Origin of the sequence: Stenotrophomonas sp. DR822, assembly GCF_019793815.1 — a bacterium.
GTDB classification, from domain to species: domain Bacteria; phylum Pseudomonadota; class Gammaproteobacteria; order Xanthomonadales; family Xanthomonadaceae; genus Stenotrophomonas; species Stenotrophomonas indicatrix.
On the sequence record NZ_CP081826.1, the window covers coordinates 2,621,932 to 2,638,408 of the forward strand.

At 68.6% G+C, this 16,477-nt stretch carries 13 protein-coding genes; 10 read left to right on the forward strand and 3 right to left on the reverse strand.

Annotated elements, in window-relative coordinates; all coding sequences use genetic code 11:
• Nucleotides 1-15: 15 nt before the first annotated feature.
• Nucleotides 16-630, reverse strand: a complete 615-nt coding sequence (locus K5K93_RS12155) for a DUF938 domain-containing protein (protein ID WP_117309178.1) — start codon at nt 628-630, stop codon at nt 16-18.
• 695 nt (nt 631-1,325) lie between these two features.
• On the opposite strand from K5K93_RS12155, the gene K5K93_RS12160 reads away from it, so the two are divergent.
• Genes K5K93_RS12160 through K5K93_RS12200 form a run of 9 tightly spaced genes read left to right on the forward strand, consistent with a single transcriptional unit; the run spans nt 1,326 to nt 13,665 of the window.
• Complete coding sequence (locus K5K93_RS12160; protein ID WP_222388010.1) at nt 1,326-2,957, forward strand: TldD/PmbA family protein; 1,632 nt, start codon at nt 1,326-1,328, stop codon at nt 2,955-2,957.
• Nucleotides 2,958-2,984: 27 nt separating this feature from the next.
• Nucleotides 2,985-4,619: a TldD/PmbA family protein gene (locus K5K93_RS12165; RefSeq protein WP_222388011.1), complete on the forward strand. Its 1,635-nt coding sequence runs from the start codon at nt 2,985-2,987 to the stop codon at nt 4,617-4,619.
• A gap of 21 nt (nt 4,620-4,640) precedes the next feature.
• Nucleotides 4,641-5,975, forward strand: a complete 1,335-nt coding sequence (locus tag K5K93_RS12170; protein WP_033832693.1) for a TldD/PmbA family protein — start codon at nt 4,641-4,643, stop codon at nt 5,973-5,975.
• Entirely contained in the window at nt 5,975-6,682 is a 708-nt protein-coding gene (locus tag K5K93_RS12175) for a DUF4159 domain-containing protein (protein ID WP_025876014.1), read from the forward strand. The genes K5K93_RS12170 and K5K93_RS12175 overlap by 1 nt, the downstream gene beginning before the upstream one ends.
• 13 nt (nt 6,683-6,695) lie before the next feature.
• Nucleotides 6,696-7,679 (forward strand): MoxR family ATPase, encoded by a 984-nt coding sequence (locus tag K5K93_RS12180; protein WP_025876016.1) that lies wholly within the window; start codon nt 6,696-6,698, stop codon nt 7,677-7,679.
• Between the two features lie 7 nt (nt 7,680-7,686).
• The gene (locus K5K93_RS12185) at nt 7,687-8,583 is read left to right on the forward strand and encodes a DUF58 domain-containing protein (protein WP_222388012.1); all 897 of its coding nucleotides are present in this window, start codon (nt 7,687-7,689) and stop codon (nt 8,581-8,583) included.
• On the forward strand, nt 8,580-9,701 hold the full coding sequence (locus tag K5K93_RS12190) for a BatA domain-containing protein (protein ID WP_222388013.1): 1,122 nt from the start codon (nt 8,580-8,582) through the stop codon (nt 9,699-9,701). Before K5K93_RS12185 ends, K5K93_RS12190 begins: the two co-directional genes overlap by 4 nt.
• Entirely contained in the window at nt 9,698-11,863 is a 2,166-nt protein-coding gene (locus K5K93_RS12195; protein WP_222388014.1) for a DUF4175 domain-containing protein, read from the forward strand. Before K5K93_RS12190 ends, K5K93_RS12195 begins: the two co-directional genes overlap by 4 nt.
• Entirely contained in the window at nt 11,860-13,665 is a 1,806-nt protein-coding gene (locus K5K93_RS12200; protein WP_222388015.1) for a hypothetical protein, read from the forward strand. The genes K5K93_RS12195 and K5K93_RS12200 overlap by 4 nt, the downstream gene beginning before the upstream one ends.
• Before the next feature lie 164 nt (nt 13,666-13,829).
• Here the strand turns inward: K5K93_RS12200 and K5K93_RS12205 are convergent, their stop codons facing one another.
• Both K5K93_RS12205 and K5K93_RS12210 read right to left on the reverse strand, forming a co-directional pair.
• On the reverse strand, nt 13,830-14,495 hold the full coding sequence (locus tag K5K93_RS12205; RefSeq protein WP_222388016.1) for a hypothetical protein: 666 nt from the start codon (nt 14,493-14,495) through the stop codon (nt 13,830-13,832).
• A 37-nt stretch (nt 14,496-14,532) separates the two neighbouring features.
• Entirely contained in the window at nt 14,533-15,057 is a 525-nt protein-coding gene (locus K5K93_RS12210; RefSeq protein WP_222388017.1) for a hypothetical protein, read from the reverse strand.
• Between the two features lie 240 nt (nt 15,058-15,297).
• Between K5K93_RS12210 and K5K93_RS12215 the strand changes: the two genes are divergently transcribed.
• Complete coding sequence (locus K5K93_RS12215; RefSeq protein WP_222388018.1) at nt 15,298-16,401, forward strand: hypothetical protein; 1,104 nt, start codon at nt 15,298-15,300, stop codon at nt 16,399-16,401.
• Nucleotides 16,402-16,477: the final 76 nt, after the last annotated feature.

A 16,477-nucleotide genomic window follows, 5' to 3' on the forward strand; every position in this document is an offset into this window, starting at 1 on the left:
GGCACTACCGATGCTTCAGCCCAGCCGCCACAGCAGCAAGCGGTTGTTGGCCGGCATTGCCACATCCCCCAGGCGGGTAAAGCCGTGGTCGGCGGCCAGCGCCTGCACCGCTTCGCTATCGCGGATGCCGCTGCGCGGATCGCGCGCCTTCAGCCACGCATCGAACTGCGCATTGCTGTCGCTGGTGTAGCGACCTCCGTAATTGAACGGTCCATACACCGCCAGCAGCGCGCCATGACGCAGCACCGGTGGCAGCGCGGTGAACAGCGCCTGCACGTACTCCCAGCCCATGATGTGCAGCGTGTTGGCGCTGAATGCGGCGTCGAACAGGCTGCCCTGCGGCAGGCTCAGGCCGGGCGCTGGCGGCAGTTCCACCTGCAGCGCCACCGGCGGCAGCAGGTTCAGCAGTGCCGCCTCCGCGCGCCAGGCCTCGATGCCGGGCAGATGATCCGGATGGTCGCTGGGCTGCCAGCGCAGCCATGGCCAGCGCTCGGCGAAGAAAGCGGCATGCTGGCCGGTGCCGCTACCGATCTCCAGCACCCGGTGGCGATCACCCATCCACGGGTCGAGCGCAGCGGCGATCGGTTCGCGGTTGCGTTCGCAGGCTTCTGAATACGGCTTGCTCGACATCGAGACGGCGTCCAGGCGGGGTCGGCTTCATTGTGCACGAGGGGGGTGTTGCTCGGCAGGGCTGCGCCCTGCACCTGCAGAGGCCGGAGCCAGAGCAACGTCAAAAGGCGGCATTCCGTGGGTCGGCGGGGTGGATCCGGTTGCGGGGGACGCCGTGAATCCGTCCATGGAGGCTCGGTCGCGCCATCCATGGCGCTCACGCCCCCGCAACCGGATCCACCCCGCCTTCGACAGTTTTCCGCGATCTGCTGGAACGGCTCTTGGGGTCAGATCCGTTTTCCTGCGGAAAACGGATCTGACCCCAGATTTATTTCGATACCTGACAGATGTGTCGACCAAGGTCGACACCTACCAACAGCCGCGGAGATCTGTCAGAGGTGGGGCGGTGTGGGGTGGCAGGACCGTTGGCGCCATGGATGGCGCCATCGAGCCCCCATGGACGGGTTTACGGCGTGTCCTGCCACCCCACACCGCCCCGCCCCCCACGGATAGCCCGCTGTTGCTGTTGACGTTGCTGCTGAGGTTGCCGGCCAGCGGCCGGCACTACAGCAGGTGCAGGGCTGCAAGCCCTGCCGAAACCCTCCCCGACCATGACTGCAGTCACTTGCCCGAATGCCCGCCGCTGGCGAAAGTCGGGGAGTTGACGTGATCGGATCGGTCCTTTGCCGGCCGCACGGAAGTGAGAGAGAGACGCTGTGCAACGACGTGAGTTCCTGGCATTTTCCGCTCTGGGCCTGGCGGGCCTGGCCCTGCCGCATTCGCGGCTGATCGCCGCCGAGCAGTTGCTGGCCCCGGTCGACCCGGCCAAGCGTCGGCGCCTGGCCGAGGTCGCCCTCGCTGCCGCGCGTTCGGCCAAGGCCAGCTACTGCGACGTGCGCATCGGGCGCTACCTCAACCAGTCGGTGATCACCCGCGAGCACCAGGTCGGCAACGTGACCAACCGCGAATCCTCCGGTGTGGGCGTGCGGGTGATCGTCAACGGTGCGTGGGGTTTCGCCGCCACCCACCAGCAGACCGACGCGGCGGTGCGCACCGCCGTCGAACAGGCCACCGCCATCGCCCGCGCCAATGCCCGCATCCAGTCCCGCCCGGTGCAGCTGGCGCCCACCCCGGCGGTCGGCGAGGTGCGTTGGCAGACACCCATCCGCCGCAATGCGATGGAAGTGCCGATCCAGGACAAGGTCGAGCTGCTGCTGGCGCTCAATGCGGCCGCACTGAATGCGGGTGCCGACTACATCAATTCCACCCTGTTCCTGGTCAACGAACAGAAGTACTTCGCCTCCAGCGACGGTTCTTTCATCGACCAGGACATTCATCGCATCTGGCTGCCCTTCACCGCCACTGCCATCGACAAGGCCAGCGGCAAGTTCCGCACCCGTGCCGGCCTGTCCTCGCCGATGGGCATGGGCTACGAGTTCCTTGATGGCGATGCACGCGGCAAGGTGCAGCTGCCCGGTGGCATCACTGCGTACCGTGATTCCTATGACCCGGTCGAGGACGCCATCGCCGCCGCCCGCCAGGCGCGCGAGAAGCTGAAGGCGCCCTCGGTGAAGCCCGGCAAGTACGACCTGGTGCTGGATCCGTCCAACCTGTTCCTCACCATCCACGAGAACGTCGGCCACCCGCTGGAACTGGACCGCGTGCTCGGCTACGAGGCCAACTACGCCGGCACCAGCTTCGCCACGCTGGACAAGCGCGATGCCGGTTTCCGCTGGGGCAGCGACATCGTCACCTTCTTCGCCGACAAGACCCAGCCGGGCAGCCTCGGCGCGGTCGGCTACGACGACGAAGGGGTGAAGACCCAGCGCTGGGACCTGGTGCGCGACGGCATCCTGGTCGACTACCAGGCGACGCGCGATGAGGCGCACATTCTCGGCCGCGATGCCTCGCATGGCTGCAGCTATGCCGACTCGTGGTCCAGCGTGCAGTTCCAGCGCATGGCCAACGTCTCGCTGGCGCCGGGCAGGACGCCGCTCAGCGTGGAGGACATGATCAAGGACGTGGAGAACGGCATCTACATCCACGGCCGTGGCTCCTATTCCATCGACCAGCAGCGCTACAACGCGCAGTTCGGCGGCCAGCTGTACTACCAGATCAGGAACGGAAAGATCACCGGCATGGTCGAGGATGCGGCCTACCAGATCCGCACGCCGGAGTTCTGGAACGCCTGCACCGCCATCTGCGATGAACGCGACTTCCGCCTCGGCGGCTCGTTCTTCGACGGCAAGGGCCAGCCCGGCCAGGTGTCGGCGGTCTCGCACGGTTCGTCCACCACCCGTTTCAACGGCATCAACATCATCAACACTGCGCGCAGTCTCGGCGCTTGAGCCACCCGTCCTTCATGGAGAGCAGCCTTGCACAGACGTGACTTCCTGGCCCTGACCGGGCTTACCGCTGGCGGCCTGATCGTGCCGTCGTTCTTCGGCAAGGCGATCGCCGCCGAGCAACTGCAGTCCAGCCTCGACCCTGCGCTGAAGAAGCGCCTGGCCGATGCTGCCCTGCAGGCTGCGCGCAGCGCCGGCGCCACCTACTGCGACGTGCGCATCGGCCGCTACCTGCGGCAGTTCGTGATCACCCGCGAAGACAAGGTGCAGAACGTGGTCAACACCGAGTCCACCGGTGTGGGCATCCGCGTGATCGTCAACGGCGCCTGGGGCTTTGCCGCCACCAATGCGCTCAGCACCGCCGACGTGGCCCGTGCCGCGCAGCAGGCCGCAGCGATCGCCAAAGCCAACGCGGGCGTGCAGACCGCGCCGGTGCAGCTGGCCAAGGCGCCGGGCGTGGGCGAGGTCAGCTGGAAGACGCCGATCCGCAAGAACGCGATGGAGGTGCCGATCAAAGAGAAGGTCGACCTGCTGCTGGACGTCAACGCCGCGGCGATGGGCGCCGGTGCCAGCTTCGTCAACTCGATGCTGTTCCTGGTGAACGAGCAGAAGTACTTCGCCTCCACCGACGGTTCCTACATCGACCAGGACGTGCACCGCATCTGGGCACCGATGACGATCACCGCCATCGACAAGGCCAGCGGCAAGTTCCGCACCCGCGAAGGCCTGTCCGCACCGATGGGCCTGGGCTACGAGTACCTCGATGGCGCAGCTGCCGGCAAGGTGCTCACGCCCAATGGCGTGGTCAACTACGGCTCATCCTACGACATGAAGGAAGATGCCATCGCGGCGGCCAAGCAGGCGCAGGAGAAGCTGAAGGCGCCGTCGGTGAAGCCCGGCAAGTACGACCTGATCCTGGATCCGTCGCACACCTGGCTGACCATCCACGAGTCGATCGGCCACCCGCTGGAACTGGACCGCGTGCTCGGCTACGAAGCCAACTACGCCGGCACCAGCTTCGCCACCCTGGACAAGCGCGAGCAGCATTTCCAGTACGGCAGCGACAAGGTCAACATCTTCGCCGACAAGACCCAACCGGGCAGCCTCGGCGCCGTGGCGTACGACGATGAAGGCGTGAAGTGCAAGCGCTGGGACCTGATCAGCAACGGCAGGCTGGTCGACTACCAGACCATCCGCGACCAGGCCCACATCCTCGGCAAGACCGAATCCGATGGCTGCTGCTATGCCGACTCGTGGTCCAGCGTGCAGTTCCAGCGCATGGCCAATGTGTCGATGGCGCCGGGCAAGTCGCCGCTGAGCGTGTCGGACATGATCAAGGACGTGGAGAACGGCATCTACATCATCGGGGATGGTTCGTTCTCGATCGACCAGCAGCGCTACAACGCGCAGTTCGGCGGCCAGCTGTTCTACGAGATCAAGAACGGAAAGATCACCCGCATGCTCGAAGACGTGGCCTACCAGATCCGCACGCCGGAATTCTGGAATGCCTGCAGCGCCGTGGCCGATGAACGCGACTACCGCCTGGGCGGTTCGTTCTTCGATGGCAAGGGCCAGCCCGGCCAGGTCTCGGCGGTCTCGCACGGTTCGTCCACCGCGCGCTTCAACGGCATCAACGTCATCAACACCGCACGCAGCCTCGGCTGACCGGTCAGGAGCCCTTACACCATGAGTATCTTCACCGAAGCCCAGGCCAAGGCCATCCTCGACAAGGTCATCGCCCTGTCCAAGGCCGATGAGTGCACGGCCGTACTGGCCGGTTCCATCAACGGCAACATCCGTTTCGCCCTGAACAACGTGTCCACCAGCGGCATCGTCGACAACACCGAACTGGCCGTCACCGTGGCCTTCGGCAAGCGCGTGGGTACCGCCTCGATCAACGAGTTCGACGACGCGGCGCTGCAGCGCGTGGTGCGTCGCGCCGAAGACCTGGCCCGCCTGGCTCCGGAAAACCCGGAGTTCATGCCGGCCATCGGCAAGCAGACCTACCGCCCCAGCCCGACCTTCAGCGAATCCACCGCCGCCATCGATCCGGCCTTCCGCGCCAAGGTCGCCGCCGATTCGATCGCGCCGTGCCGTGGCAACGGGCTGATCGCTGCCGGCTTCCTCGAAGACGGCCAGGGGTTCTACGCCACCGCCAACAGCAACGGCAACTTCGGCTACCAGCGCACCACCAACTTCGATTACACCTGCACCGTGCGCACCGAAGACGGCCGTGGTTCGGGCTGGGTGGGTCGCAACCTGAAGGACGCTGCCGACTTCAAGGCCGACCAGGACATCCGCATCGCCATGCGCAAGGCGACCGAGTCGCAGGAAGCCAAGGCACTGGAACCCGGCAAGTACACGGTGATCCTGGAGCCGGCAGCAGCCGCCGGGCTCATCAGCTTCATGATGAACTTCTTCAGCGCACGCTCGGCCGATGAAGGGCGCAGCTTCCTGTCGAAGAAGGGCGGTGGCAACAAGCTGGGCGAGCAGGTCTACGATCCGCGCGTGAACATGCATGCCGACCCGTGGCACCCGGACGCGCCGGTGCTGCCGTGGGACAACGAGGGCATGCCGCGTGAGCGCATCGCCATCATCGAGAACGGCAAGGTCGCCAACCTCGACTACTCGCGCTTCTGGGCACAGAAGCAGGGCAAGACCGCCAAGGCCACGCCCGGCAACCTGCTGATGAGCGGTGGCGAGAAGAGCACCGCCGAACTGGTGCGCGGCACCCAGAAGGGCATCCTGGTCACCCGTACCTGGTACATCCGCATGGTCGATCCGCAGACCGTGCTGCTGACCGGCCTGACCCGCGATGGCACCTTCTACATCGAGAACGGGCAGATCAAGTACCCGGTGAAGAACTTCCGCTTCAACGAATCGCCGGTGATCATGCTCAACAACATCGAAGAGCTGGGCAAGCCGGTGCGCGTGGCCGGTGACGAATCCAGCTTCGTGATGATGATTCCGCCGATGAAGCTGCGCGATTTCACCTTTACCTCGTTGTCCGACGCGGTCTGATGGACCGGCGGGCCTGCCTGCGCTGGTTGGCCGCTGCCGCTTCGGCGGCGGCGCTGCCGGCATGGGCGCAGGCAGGCCCGCGCAGTTCGCGCTACGACTTCTGGTTCACCCGCCTGCAGTACGACTCCGGCGACTGGGACGTGGACGCGCGCATGCCGTCCAACCTGATCACCTCGCTGATCGACTACACCTCCCTGCGGGTGGACCCGCAGGAACGCGTGGTGGCGTTGGCCGACCCGCGCATGCTGGAAGCGCCGTTCTGCTACCTGGCCGGGCACACCCTGGTCGAGTTCAACGCGGCCGAACGGCAGAACTTCGTGCGCTACGTGCGCAATGGTGGCTTCGTCTTCGTCGACGACTGCAACCACGATATCGACGGCCTGTTCGCCACCTCGTTCGAAGCGCAGATGGGCCGGCTGTTCGGGCCGAAGGCGCTGCAGAAACTGCCCAACAGCCACGCGCTGTACCGCAGCTTCTTCCGCTTCCCCGACGGCCCGCCTGCGACCAGCTTCGAGCTCAACGGCTGGGGCGATGACCTGGTGCACGACTACCTGAAAGGCATCGAGGTCGATGGCCGGCTGGGTCTGCTCTACAGCAACAAGGACTACGGCTGCGAGTGGGACTACGACTGGCGCAACAAGCGTTTCCTGGCCGAAGACAACACCCGCTTCGGCGTCAACATCGTGATGTACGCATTGAACAATTGAACGGACCACGCCCATGACCTCCCCCGACCTCGATTCCCTGCTGCCGCGCCTGCACGCGCTGCGCAGCGCCCTGGCCCACGCCGTGGTCGGCCAGCACACCGTGGTCGAGCAGCTGCTGATCGGCCTGCTGGCCGGTGGCCACTGCCTGCTGGAAGGTGCGCCGGGGCTGGGCAAGACCCTGCTGGTGCGCTCGCTGGGGCAGGCACTGGAACTGCAGTTCCGGCGCGTGCAGTTCACCCCGGACCTGATGCCCAGCGACATCCTGGGCACCGAACTGCTGGAAGAAGACCACGGCACCGGTCATCGCCATTTCCGCTTCCAGCAGGGCCCGATCTTCACCAACCTGCTGCTGGCCGACGAGCTCAACCGCACCCCGCCCAAGACCCAGGCGGCGCTGCTGGAAGCGATGCAGGAGCGTACGGTCAGCTACGCCGGCACGACCTACACGTTGCCGGCGCCGTTCTTCGTGCTGGCCACGCAGAATCCGATCGAACAGGCCGGTACCTACCCCTTGCCCGAAGCACAGCTGGACCGCTTCCTGCTGCATGTGCTGGTTGATTACCCCAGCGAGGAAGAAGAGCGGCAGATCCTCGAACAGACCACCGGCGGTGCCACGGAAAGCGTGCCGAAGGTGATGGATGCCGAAGCGGTGATCGCGCTGCAGGCGGCGGTGCGCCAGGTGCATGTCAGCCCCGATGTGCTGGCCTGGATCACCCGCCTGGTCCGCGCCAGCCGCCCCGGCGATGGCGCACCGGCAGCGATCAACCAGTGGGTGAAATGGGGCGCAGGTCCGCGTGCCGGGCAGTCGCTGGTGCTGGCCGCCAAGGCGCGCGCCCTGCTGCAGGGACGCTTTGCCGCCACGCGCGAGGATGTGCAGGCGCTGGCCGCACCGGTGATGCGCCATCGCCTGCTGCTGTCCTTTGCCGCCGAAGCCGAGCAGAAGCGGGCCGACGATGTGGTCGCCGCACTGCTGCAGGCCGTTCCCTTCCCGGGTTGATCCGCTGGTGACCGCAGGCACGCCGCTGCTGCTGCCACCCGACCTGCGTGCGCGCCTGCGTGCGCTGCGCCTGCGGCCACGCCTGGCCAGCGGTGCGAGCGGCATCGGCCAGCATGCCAGCCGCAGCCGCGGCGCCGGCCTGGAATTCGCCCAGTACCGCGCCTACGAGCCCGGTGACGAACTGCGCCAGATCGACTGGAAGCTGTATGCGCGCTCGGACCGCTTCTTCGTGCGCGAATCCGAGCGCGAAAGCCCGATCACCGCCTGGCTGCTGCTCGATGCCACGGCCTCGGCGGGCCAGTCCGACCGTACAGCGCCCGGACGCAGCCGGCTGGATCACATGCGGCAGCTGGCTGCCTGCGTGGTCGAGCTGGCGCTGCAGCAGGGTGATCGCTTCGGCCTGCTGGCGATCAACGGCGACGGCCTGCAGCTGGTGCCGGCCGCGCATGGTGCGCGCCAGCGCGACCGCGTGCATCTGCAGCTGCATGCCCTGCAGGCGCGCGGCGCATGGCCGGCCGCAGAGCGGCTGCGACCGCTGTGGGAGCGCGTGCGCCCCGGCGATCTGCTGCTGGCCATCGGCGATGGCTTCGACGACGCGGGCATCGTGCTGCTGGAGCAGTTGGCCAGCGCCCGCCGCGAGGTGATGCTGCTGCAGGTGCTGACGGCCGACGAGCGCGATTTCCCCTTCGACGCAGGCCATCGTTTCCGCGATCCGGAAACGGGCGATGAACTTCTCGGCGATGGCGCCGCGATCCGCGCCGACTACCTGCAGCGCTTCGCCCTGGCGCGCGCCGCGCTGCAGTCGCGCCTGCAGGCCAGTGGCATCGCCTGCGCGACCGGTTGGCTGGATCAGCCGCTGGACCAGCCGCTGCAGGCGCTGTTCGGCCGCAGGGGCGGCGCATGAGCCTGCTGTTCCCGCTGGGCCTGGCGGCGCTGGCCGCATGGCTGCTGCCACTGCTGATCCACCTCGCCCGCCGTCATCCCTACACGCCACTGGATTTCGCTGCGCTGCGCTGGCTGCGCGCGCAGGTGCGACCGCGCCAGCGCATCCGCTTCGATGATTGGCCGCTGTTGCTGGTGCGCTTGCTGTTGCTGGCCGCACTGGCCCTGCTGCTGGCGCGCCCGGCGCTGACCGGTCCTGCGCCCGTGCCAGCAGCGTGGACGGTGGTGGCACCGGGCCTGGATGCGACCGCGCTGCGCGGCAGCACCGATGCGCGCAACTGGCATTGGCTGGCGCCGGGCTTCCCCACCATCGACCAGCCCGCGCCGGCAGACGCTGCTGTCCTGCCCAGCCTGCTGCGCGAGCTGGACGCGCAGTTGCCGGCCGGCACCGCGCTGACCGTGCACGTATCCGATCCTTTGCCCGGCCTTGATGGTGCCCGCCTGCAGCTGTCGCGCGAGGTGCAGTGGCAGCCACACGCGCTGGCCGTCACCGCGCCGCCACACGCTTCCCCGGCACCACGCCTGCGTACGCGCAGCGATGCACCGGCCGCTGCGCTGCAATGGCTGGGCGCGTTGCAGCGCGCGTGGAGCACGCAGCCATTGGCGGCCCCCCTGGCCGACGACGCCTTGCCTGCCCGCGGCGAGATCGGCGTCTGGACCGCCACCGATGCGCTGCCTGGCACCTGGCAGCGCTGGCTGCAGCAGGGCGGCACGGTGCTGACCGCTGCGAAACCGCCAGCGGGTGCACCCGTACTGCTACGCGATGCAGACAATGCACCGCTGCTGTGGCAGCAGCGCATCGGCCAGGGCCGCCTGCTGCATCTGCCCGGCGAATGGAACGTGGCCCGCAACAGTGCATTGCGCGATGAAGGCCTGCCGCGCGACCTGCTGCAGGCCCTGCAACCGCCATCAACGCCGCAGCTGGGTGATGCGCAGGATCAGGCACCACGCCAGGCGGCCCTGCCCGCCGCAACGCCGCCCCTGCGCGAACCCACCGCGTGGCTGCTGCTGGTGATCGTGCTGCTGTTCGCGCTTGAGCGCTGGATGGCGAGCAGCGCGCGACGCAGGGCTGCACCATGAAGGCGCTGCAACAGGCATGGCAGCGCGCACGTCGGCGCCGCGCGGCGATCACCCTGCTGCTGGGCCTGCCGTGGGCACTGGCGTCAGCGGCACTCGCGCTGCGCGTGTCCGGTTTCGATATCGCCTGCGTCGTGGCGACCGTGGCCCTGCTGATCATTGTGGCCGCCGCGACGATGCGCGCCCGGCAGCTGGACCGACGCTGGGTGCAGCGCAGGCTCGATGCCAGTGGCGCCAGCGAAGACAGCGCCGATCTGCTGTTTGCCGATGGCGCTGCGCTCAACCCATTGCAGCAGCGCCAGCGCACGCACGTGCTGGCTGCGCTTGAAGGCAACCTCCCCGAGCTGCGACCACGCTGGCCACGCAGGGCAGTGGCGCTGTGCTGGATCGGCGGTATCGCCGTCGCTGTGCTGGCACTGGGCTGGCCGCACCGCGGCGCACCGCGCCCCACGGCGCCTGCCTCGCCGCAAAGCAGCACCAAGGCCGGTCCATTGCGCCTGCAGTCCACTCGACTGCGCATCGACGCACCGGCCTACACCGGCCAACCCACGCGTACGCAGAACGCACTCGACGCCAAGGTCGCCGCCGACAGTCGCCTGTCCTGGTCACTGCGCTTCGACCGCGCACCCAGCAACGCCTGGCTGCAGTTCCACGATGGTCGACGCCTGCGGTTGCGCGAGCGCAATGGTGAATGGCAGGCGCAGGACGTGGCGCGTACCCCGCTGCTGTATCGCGTGGTCAGCGAGCCGGCGCTGGCCGAAACCCGCCTGCATCGGCTCGACGTGGTCGCCGACCGTGCGCCGACGGTACGCGTGATCGAGCCTGCCACCAGCCTGGTGCTGGGCACCCCCGGGCAACGGCAGTGGACGCTGCGCTTCGAGGCCAGCGACGATCATGGCGTCTCCGCGCAGGCGACGCTGTCGATCACCATCACCCAGGGCAGCGGCGAGAACATCACCTTCGTACGCCGCAGCGTGCCGCTCAGCGGCAGCGGCGAGGCGAAAGCACGGCGCTTTGCCCACACCCTTGATCTGGCCGCGCTGGGCGCACAGCCCGGCAACGATGTGATCGCCCAGCTGGAAGTGCGCGACAACCACGCGCCGGCAGCACAGGTCGGCCGCAGCAGCAGCGTGATCCTGCGCCTGCCCAGCGCCGAGGCCGTGCTCGGTGCCGAGCTGGAAGGCCGCATCAAGAAGACCCTGCCCGCGTACTTCCGCAGCCAGCGGCAGATCATCATCGACGCCGAGGCGTTGATCCGCGAACGCCGGAGCGTAGCCGCCGATACCTTCTTCAAGCGCAGCGACGCGATCGGCGTCGACCAGCGCATCCTGCGCCTGCGCTACGGCCAGTTCCTGGGCGAAGAAAGCGAGGGTGCGCCGAAGCCGCCGCCGACCAGCGACCTGCCCACCAGCGATACGCCCACGGTGGACGCACACGATGACGAGCATGACCACGATCACGAGGCGCAGGCAGGCGCACACGACGAGCACGGCCATGACCACGGTGGCGCCGCCAGCGGCAATGACACGCCCCCGGTGTTCGGCAGCGCCACCGACGTGCTGTCCGAGTACGGGCATACCCACGACCACGCCGAGGCGGCGACGCTGCTTGACCCGCAGACACGCGCCACCCTGAAGGCCGCGCTGGACCAGATGTGGTCGGCCGAAGGCGAGCTGCGCCAGGGCCGCCCCGAGCAGGCCCTGCCGTTTGCCTACAAAGCGCTGGCGTTCATCAAGCAGGTGCAGCAGGCCGAGCGCATCTACCTGGCCCGCGTCGGCCCGGAGCTGCCGCCGATCGACGAGAGCCGGCGCCTGAGCGGCGACCGTGCCGGGCTGGCCAGCCGCGACCTGCCGCTGGCCGCGCGCACGCCGCCCGATCCGGCCGTCGTCGAGGCCTGGCAGCGATTGGGCGACGAGGACGGCACGCCCGATCTGGACATGCTCGCCACCTGGCAGCAGCGCAACAACGCCTTCCTGCCCGATGCACTGGACCTGGCTGCGGCCATCGAACAACTACGCATCGACCCCGGCTGCACCGAGTGCCGGCAGCGCCTGCGCGCGCAGCTGTGGCGCGCACTGCAGCGGCCACTGCCGCAGGTGATGCGACGCCGTGCGGCCGATGCCATGGGGCAGCGCTACCGCGACGCGCTGGAAGCACAGCCATGAGCACATCGGCATTGCACGTGTGGATCGCAGTGGCGCTGGCGCTGATCGTGCTCGTCGCCGGTGCGCGCCAGCTGCGTTCGCCCACGCAGAGGCGCGGCCATCTGATCGCCGTACTCACGCTGCAGGTTGCCGCCGCTGCGCTGCTGTACGCCTGCCTGCTGCCGCCCCCACAGCGCGCTTCCCTGGCCGGCCTGGTGGTGATCGGCGCCGAGGCCGAAAAGACCGGTGCACTGCCGACCGGCGGCACCCGGGTACTGCTGCCGGAAGCAACCGATATGGCCGGTGCAGCGCGCGTGCCGGACCTGGCCACCGCACTGCGCCGCTATCGGTCCTCCACGGTGACACTGGTCGGTGCCGGCCTGGCCGCGCGTGACCGCGATGCCGTGCTGCCCGCCGACACGCGCTGGCAGGCACCCCCTGCAGCCAATGGGTGGATCGCCCTGCAGCCGCCCGTGGACACCGCTCCCGGTGCGCGCTTCGACGTACACGCACAGGCACGCGGCGTAGACCGCGCGCAGGCCGAACTGCTGGACCCGGCCGGTGCGGTGGTTGATCGTGCACCGCTGGCGGCGGACGGCCGTGTACAGCTCAGCGGCATCGCCCGCGCCGAAGGCCGCAGCGTGTTCCAGCTGCGCCTGCTGGATGCGCAGGGCCATGTGGCCGACAGCGTGCCGGTGCCGCAGCAGACACTGGCCGCCGCTCCGCTGCGCGTGCTGGTGCGCTCGGCTGCCCCCGGCGCCGAACTGAAGTACCTGCGCCGCTGGGCCACCGATGCCGGCATCCGCATGCAGGTGCAGGCCGAGACCGGCGCAGGCCTCAGCCTGGGCGACGGCAACGTGGCGTTGGACGCGTCCACGCTGGCGCGCAGCGATCTGCTGCTGCTCGACGAACGCAGCCTGGCCGCGCTCGGTGCCGCTCAGCTGGCGACCGTGCGTCAGGCCCTGCGCGATGGCCTGGGCCTGCTGGTGCGCAGTACCGGCGCGCCATCAGCCAGCGCACGGCAACGCCTGCGCGATCTCGGCCTGCCCGTGCAGGGCGATGCCGGCAGCCAGGTTGCGGCGATGCCCGGCGAGGGTAACGCAACGATGCTGCAGGCACGTCGGGGGCCGCTTGCCGCCGGCACCCTGCCCACCGCCGATGGCGAAGACGCCGACCGCGCCTCGCACGCCGCGGCGCTGCCGGCGCTGGAATACCTGGCGCTGCAGGCAGCCGACAGCCGCCCCCTGCTGCAGGATCGCGACGGCAAGCCCATCGGTGGGTGGCGCGCCGTGGGCAAGGGGCGCATCGGGCTGCTGCCGATCACGGACAGCTGGCGCTGGGTACTGGCCGGTCGCGAGGATCGCCACGGCGAGTTGTGGAGCACGGTGTTCGCCGCCCTCGCGCGCGCGCAGGCCGGGTCCGAAGGTCCATGGTCGACACAGGCACTGGCCTGGGCCGGCGAACGGCAGTCACTGTGCGGCGTGCAGGCACCGCTGCGGGCCTTCGACGGACGCGGCGATGGCGTGCCGCTGATCGTCGACAGCACCACCGGCACAACACGATGCGCGGGCTGGTGGCCGCGCCTGGCCGGTTGGCAGCGCCTGCAGCACGGCGACCGCACCCAGTGGCGTTACGTGTTCGATCCGAAGCAGGCCCCTGCCCTGCACCGGCAGGCGATGACTGATGCGACCGCGCAGCGGCTGGCCACTGCGGCGCCGGCAACCGCGCAGGCGAGCGAGCGTGTGCCGGGGCCGCGCTGGCCGTGGTGGCTGGCGTTCGTGCTGTGCGCATCGCTGCTGTGGTGGCTGGAGCGCCGACGCTGATCCCGGGGTCGGATCCCTTTCGCGTGCGAAAGGGCTCTGTCCCCACCGATTGGCTCGCGAACACGATCCACGCATGGCGTGGATCTACTGACGCCGTGCAGGGTAGATGCCCACCTTGGTTGGCGCCGGGCCGTCCGCGCGTTTCATCCACGCATGGCGTGGATCTACTTGCGCCGATACACACCGTTGAAGCGCACGTTCATGCCGCCGCACTCGCTGTTGTCGGCCACGATCAGCACGTCGCCCAGCAGCTGCGCGCGTACCGTGCAGGTATCCTCCACGAAGTCGACCTGAGCACCACGCGGCACCGCCTGCGCGCTTACCGCGCCGATGTTCGGGCCGCCCGGGCGCTCTGCCGGCGTCGGGTTGGCCGAGGGCCAGTAGGCATCGCCTTCCACGTGCAGCTGGCCGTCACGCACGCGGATGCGCAGGCCGTTGTCACTGTCCTTCCAGTCTCCGGACCAGGCCTGCAGCGTCGGCGCGGGTACCGGCAACGCCTGCAGCTTGCTGCGATCCACCCAGCCTGCGCTGCCCCCCACCTTGTTCGGGAAGAACGCGCAGCGGTAGCGGCCAAGATCACGCCCGGTCACCACCGTGTCGCCACTCACCACGTAGCTGCGCTGGCGACAGGCGGGTTCGCCCTTGGCCGGGCAGCCGTCCATGTCGCCCAGCAGGTACAGGCGCGGCGTGCCCACCACCTTGGCCAGGGCAAAGCCCGATTGTTCCGAAGGGAACGCGCCATTGCGGCACGAACCGCCATCGGTCAGGTCGCTGGCGGACGCGGCAAGCGGGCTCAGCGTTGCAAGCAGGAACAGGGTACGCAGCAGCATCCAGGCAGCCTCGAAGGGAAGGCCCGCAGGATACCGCCTACTTCTCCGGCGGCGCGCCGCAACCGTCCTGCTGCGCGCAGAACTGCAGCGCGCGCCGTTGCTGCTCGGCGCTCAGTTCCGGTGGCGGCCGGGCGATGGCCGACTGGATCTGGTCCGGGCCGCCGGTGATCTTGTTCAGGCCCTTGGCTGCGGCCATCACGCCCTTGACCACGCCCATCATGATGTAACCACCGCCCATGCTGACCTGCTCGGGCGACGGCGGCTCACTCCAGTCGCGGCTGAAGCGGTTGTTCTCCGCGCGCATCGGGTTCTTGAAGCGGTACAGGTCCAGCGGCTGGTCGTCTTCGGGCTTGAGCGCGCGCACTTCGCCCAGCGTGGTGACGTTCCCCTGCGCAGGCGGGGTGACCACGGGCGTGTCATCAACGGCGGGCGGCACGGCGGGCGCCGGTACGGGACCAGGCGTGGGCACGGCCGCCGGCGTCGTCTGCTGCGCGTGCGCGATGCCCGCCAGCAGCATGCCGGCCAGAAGTGCTCCATGCGTTGCCCGTTTTGCCACAGCCATCCACCGTGTTGGTTGCGTCCAGCAACCAAGGATACGGATCCAGGCTTCAGATTTCGTTGGAAACGGCGAGGGCGTTCAGGGAGTGTGCCGCATCACCGATGCGCGGCCAGGGCGCCGGAGTTTGCAACGAACTTCATTCCCCCCGCCAGGGCGGGGCCTGCATCCTGAGTCATTCCGTGTACGGCAGCCAGCCATGACAGCTTCCTCCACAGTCCCACCGCTGCAGCCGGTTGCCTGATGATGTCACGCGCAGCCGTGCTGATCGGTCTGGCAGTCCTGTTGGTGATGGTCCTCGCGGCCGTTGCCGAATGGGCATCACGCGTCCGCACAGGCTTGGCCTCGCTGCGCCGGAGCAGCACCCTGCGGACGCTCGATGCTCAAGAACATTCCGCACTGGCACCGCTGCGCGCGCTGACCGGTTGTGTCCACGACGACCAGGTGAAGCGGCTGCACGGGGCGTTCACCGGGGGGGCGTGCTGGAACAACTTCCCGGTTGGCGATGGCCTGCTGGGTGGAGTTCGCGTGCTGGTTCCAAGGCGGGCATGGCCATACCTCTCGGAAGACAACCAAGCCGACGTGGTGCTGGACGAACGCGTGGCGGTGGTGGTGCGTCTCAATGGCTTCAATATCGCTGCTGCACGGCCGGATGCAGCCACCAGCCGGGTCTGTGGCGAGCGCATGGAGACACCGGAAGAAGTTTCGATGCGACGGGGTCCCGGCCTGCGCCCTTCCGCGCTGGTGATTGCCGCACTGGCGCTATGGGCCGCCGCCGGCGTCCCGGGCCTGCTCGCCACGCCATTGCTTGCCATCGCCGGTCTTGCGGCCTGGCTGGGCCGCCCACGCCGCAACGGCCCTGCGACCGCGCAGCGCGTACTGCGGGTCCGCGGCCGTCTACTCGTGTACCGGCGCACTGCCCAGGCATCACAGGTGTGGCTCTTGGGCAATGACCGGCGCGTGCAGCTTCCGGAGGAATGGGAGCACGCCGAGGCATTCTCCCGCGGGCGCTCGATGTTGCTGGATGTGCGCACCTGCGATGGGGGGGTGCTGGGCGCGGGCACGGCATGGTGCCTGGCCAGCGACCGACGACGCTATCCGCCAACGGGAGGGTTCTGGCATCTGGCTTGGCTGGGCCTGCTGCTGTGCGTGCTGATGTTCGGCGCCGCCTGGATGCCGTTGTCACAGCGCCTGGACCTGGGCTGGCCGGTTGCATCTGCCTGGCAGCCGCTGGCAGTGCTGGCGGTGGGCTGGCACACGGTACGGCTTGTGGTCTGCATCGTGCAGTCCGTCCGCCGCAGCAAGGCGCTCGGCGCGGAAATCGCGCGGCGTCCCGACCCGTGGCAATGAACGGTTCACGCCCTTCGCGCGCGATGTCTCACATCCTGAGACGTGGATGTGGTGCCATGTGATCCCTCGAAAAACG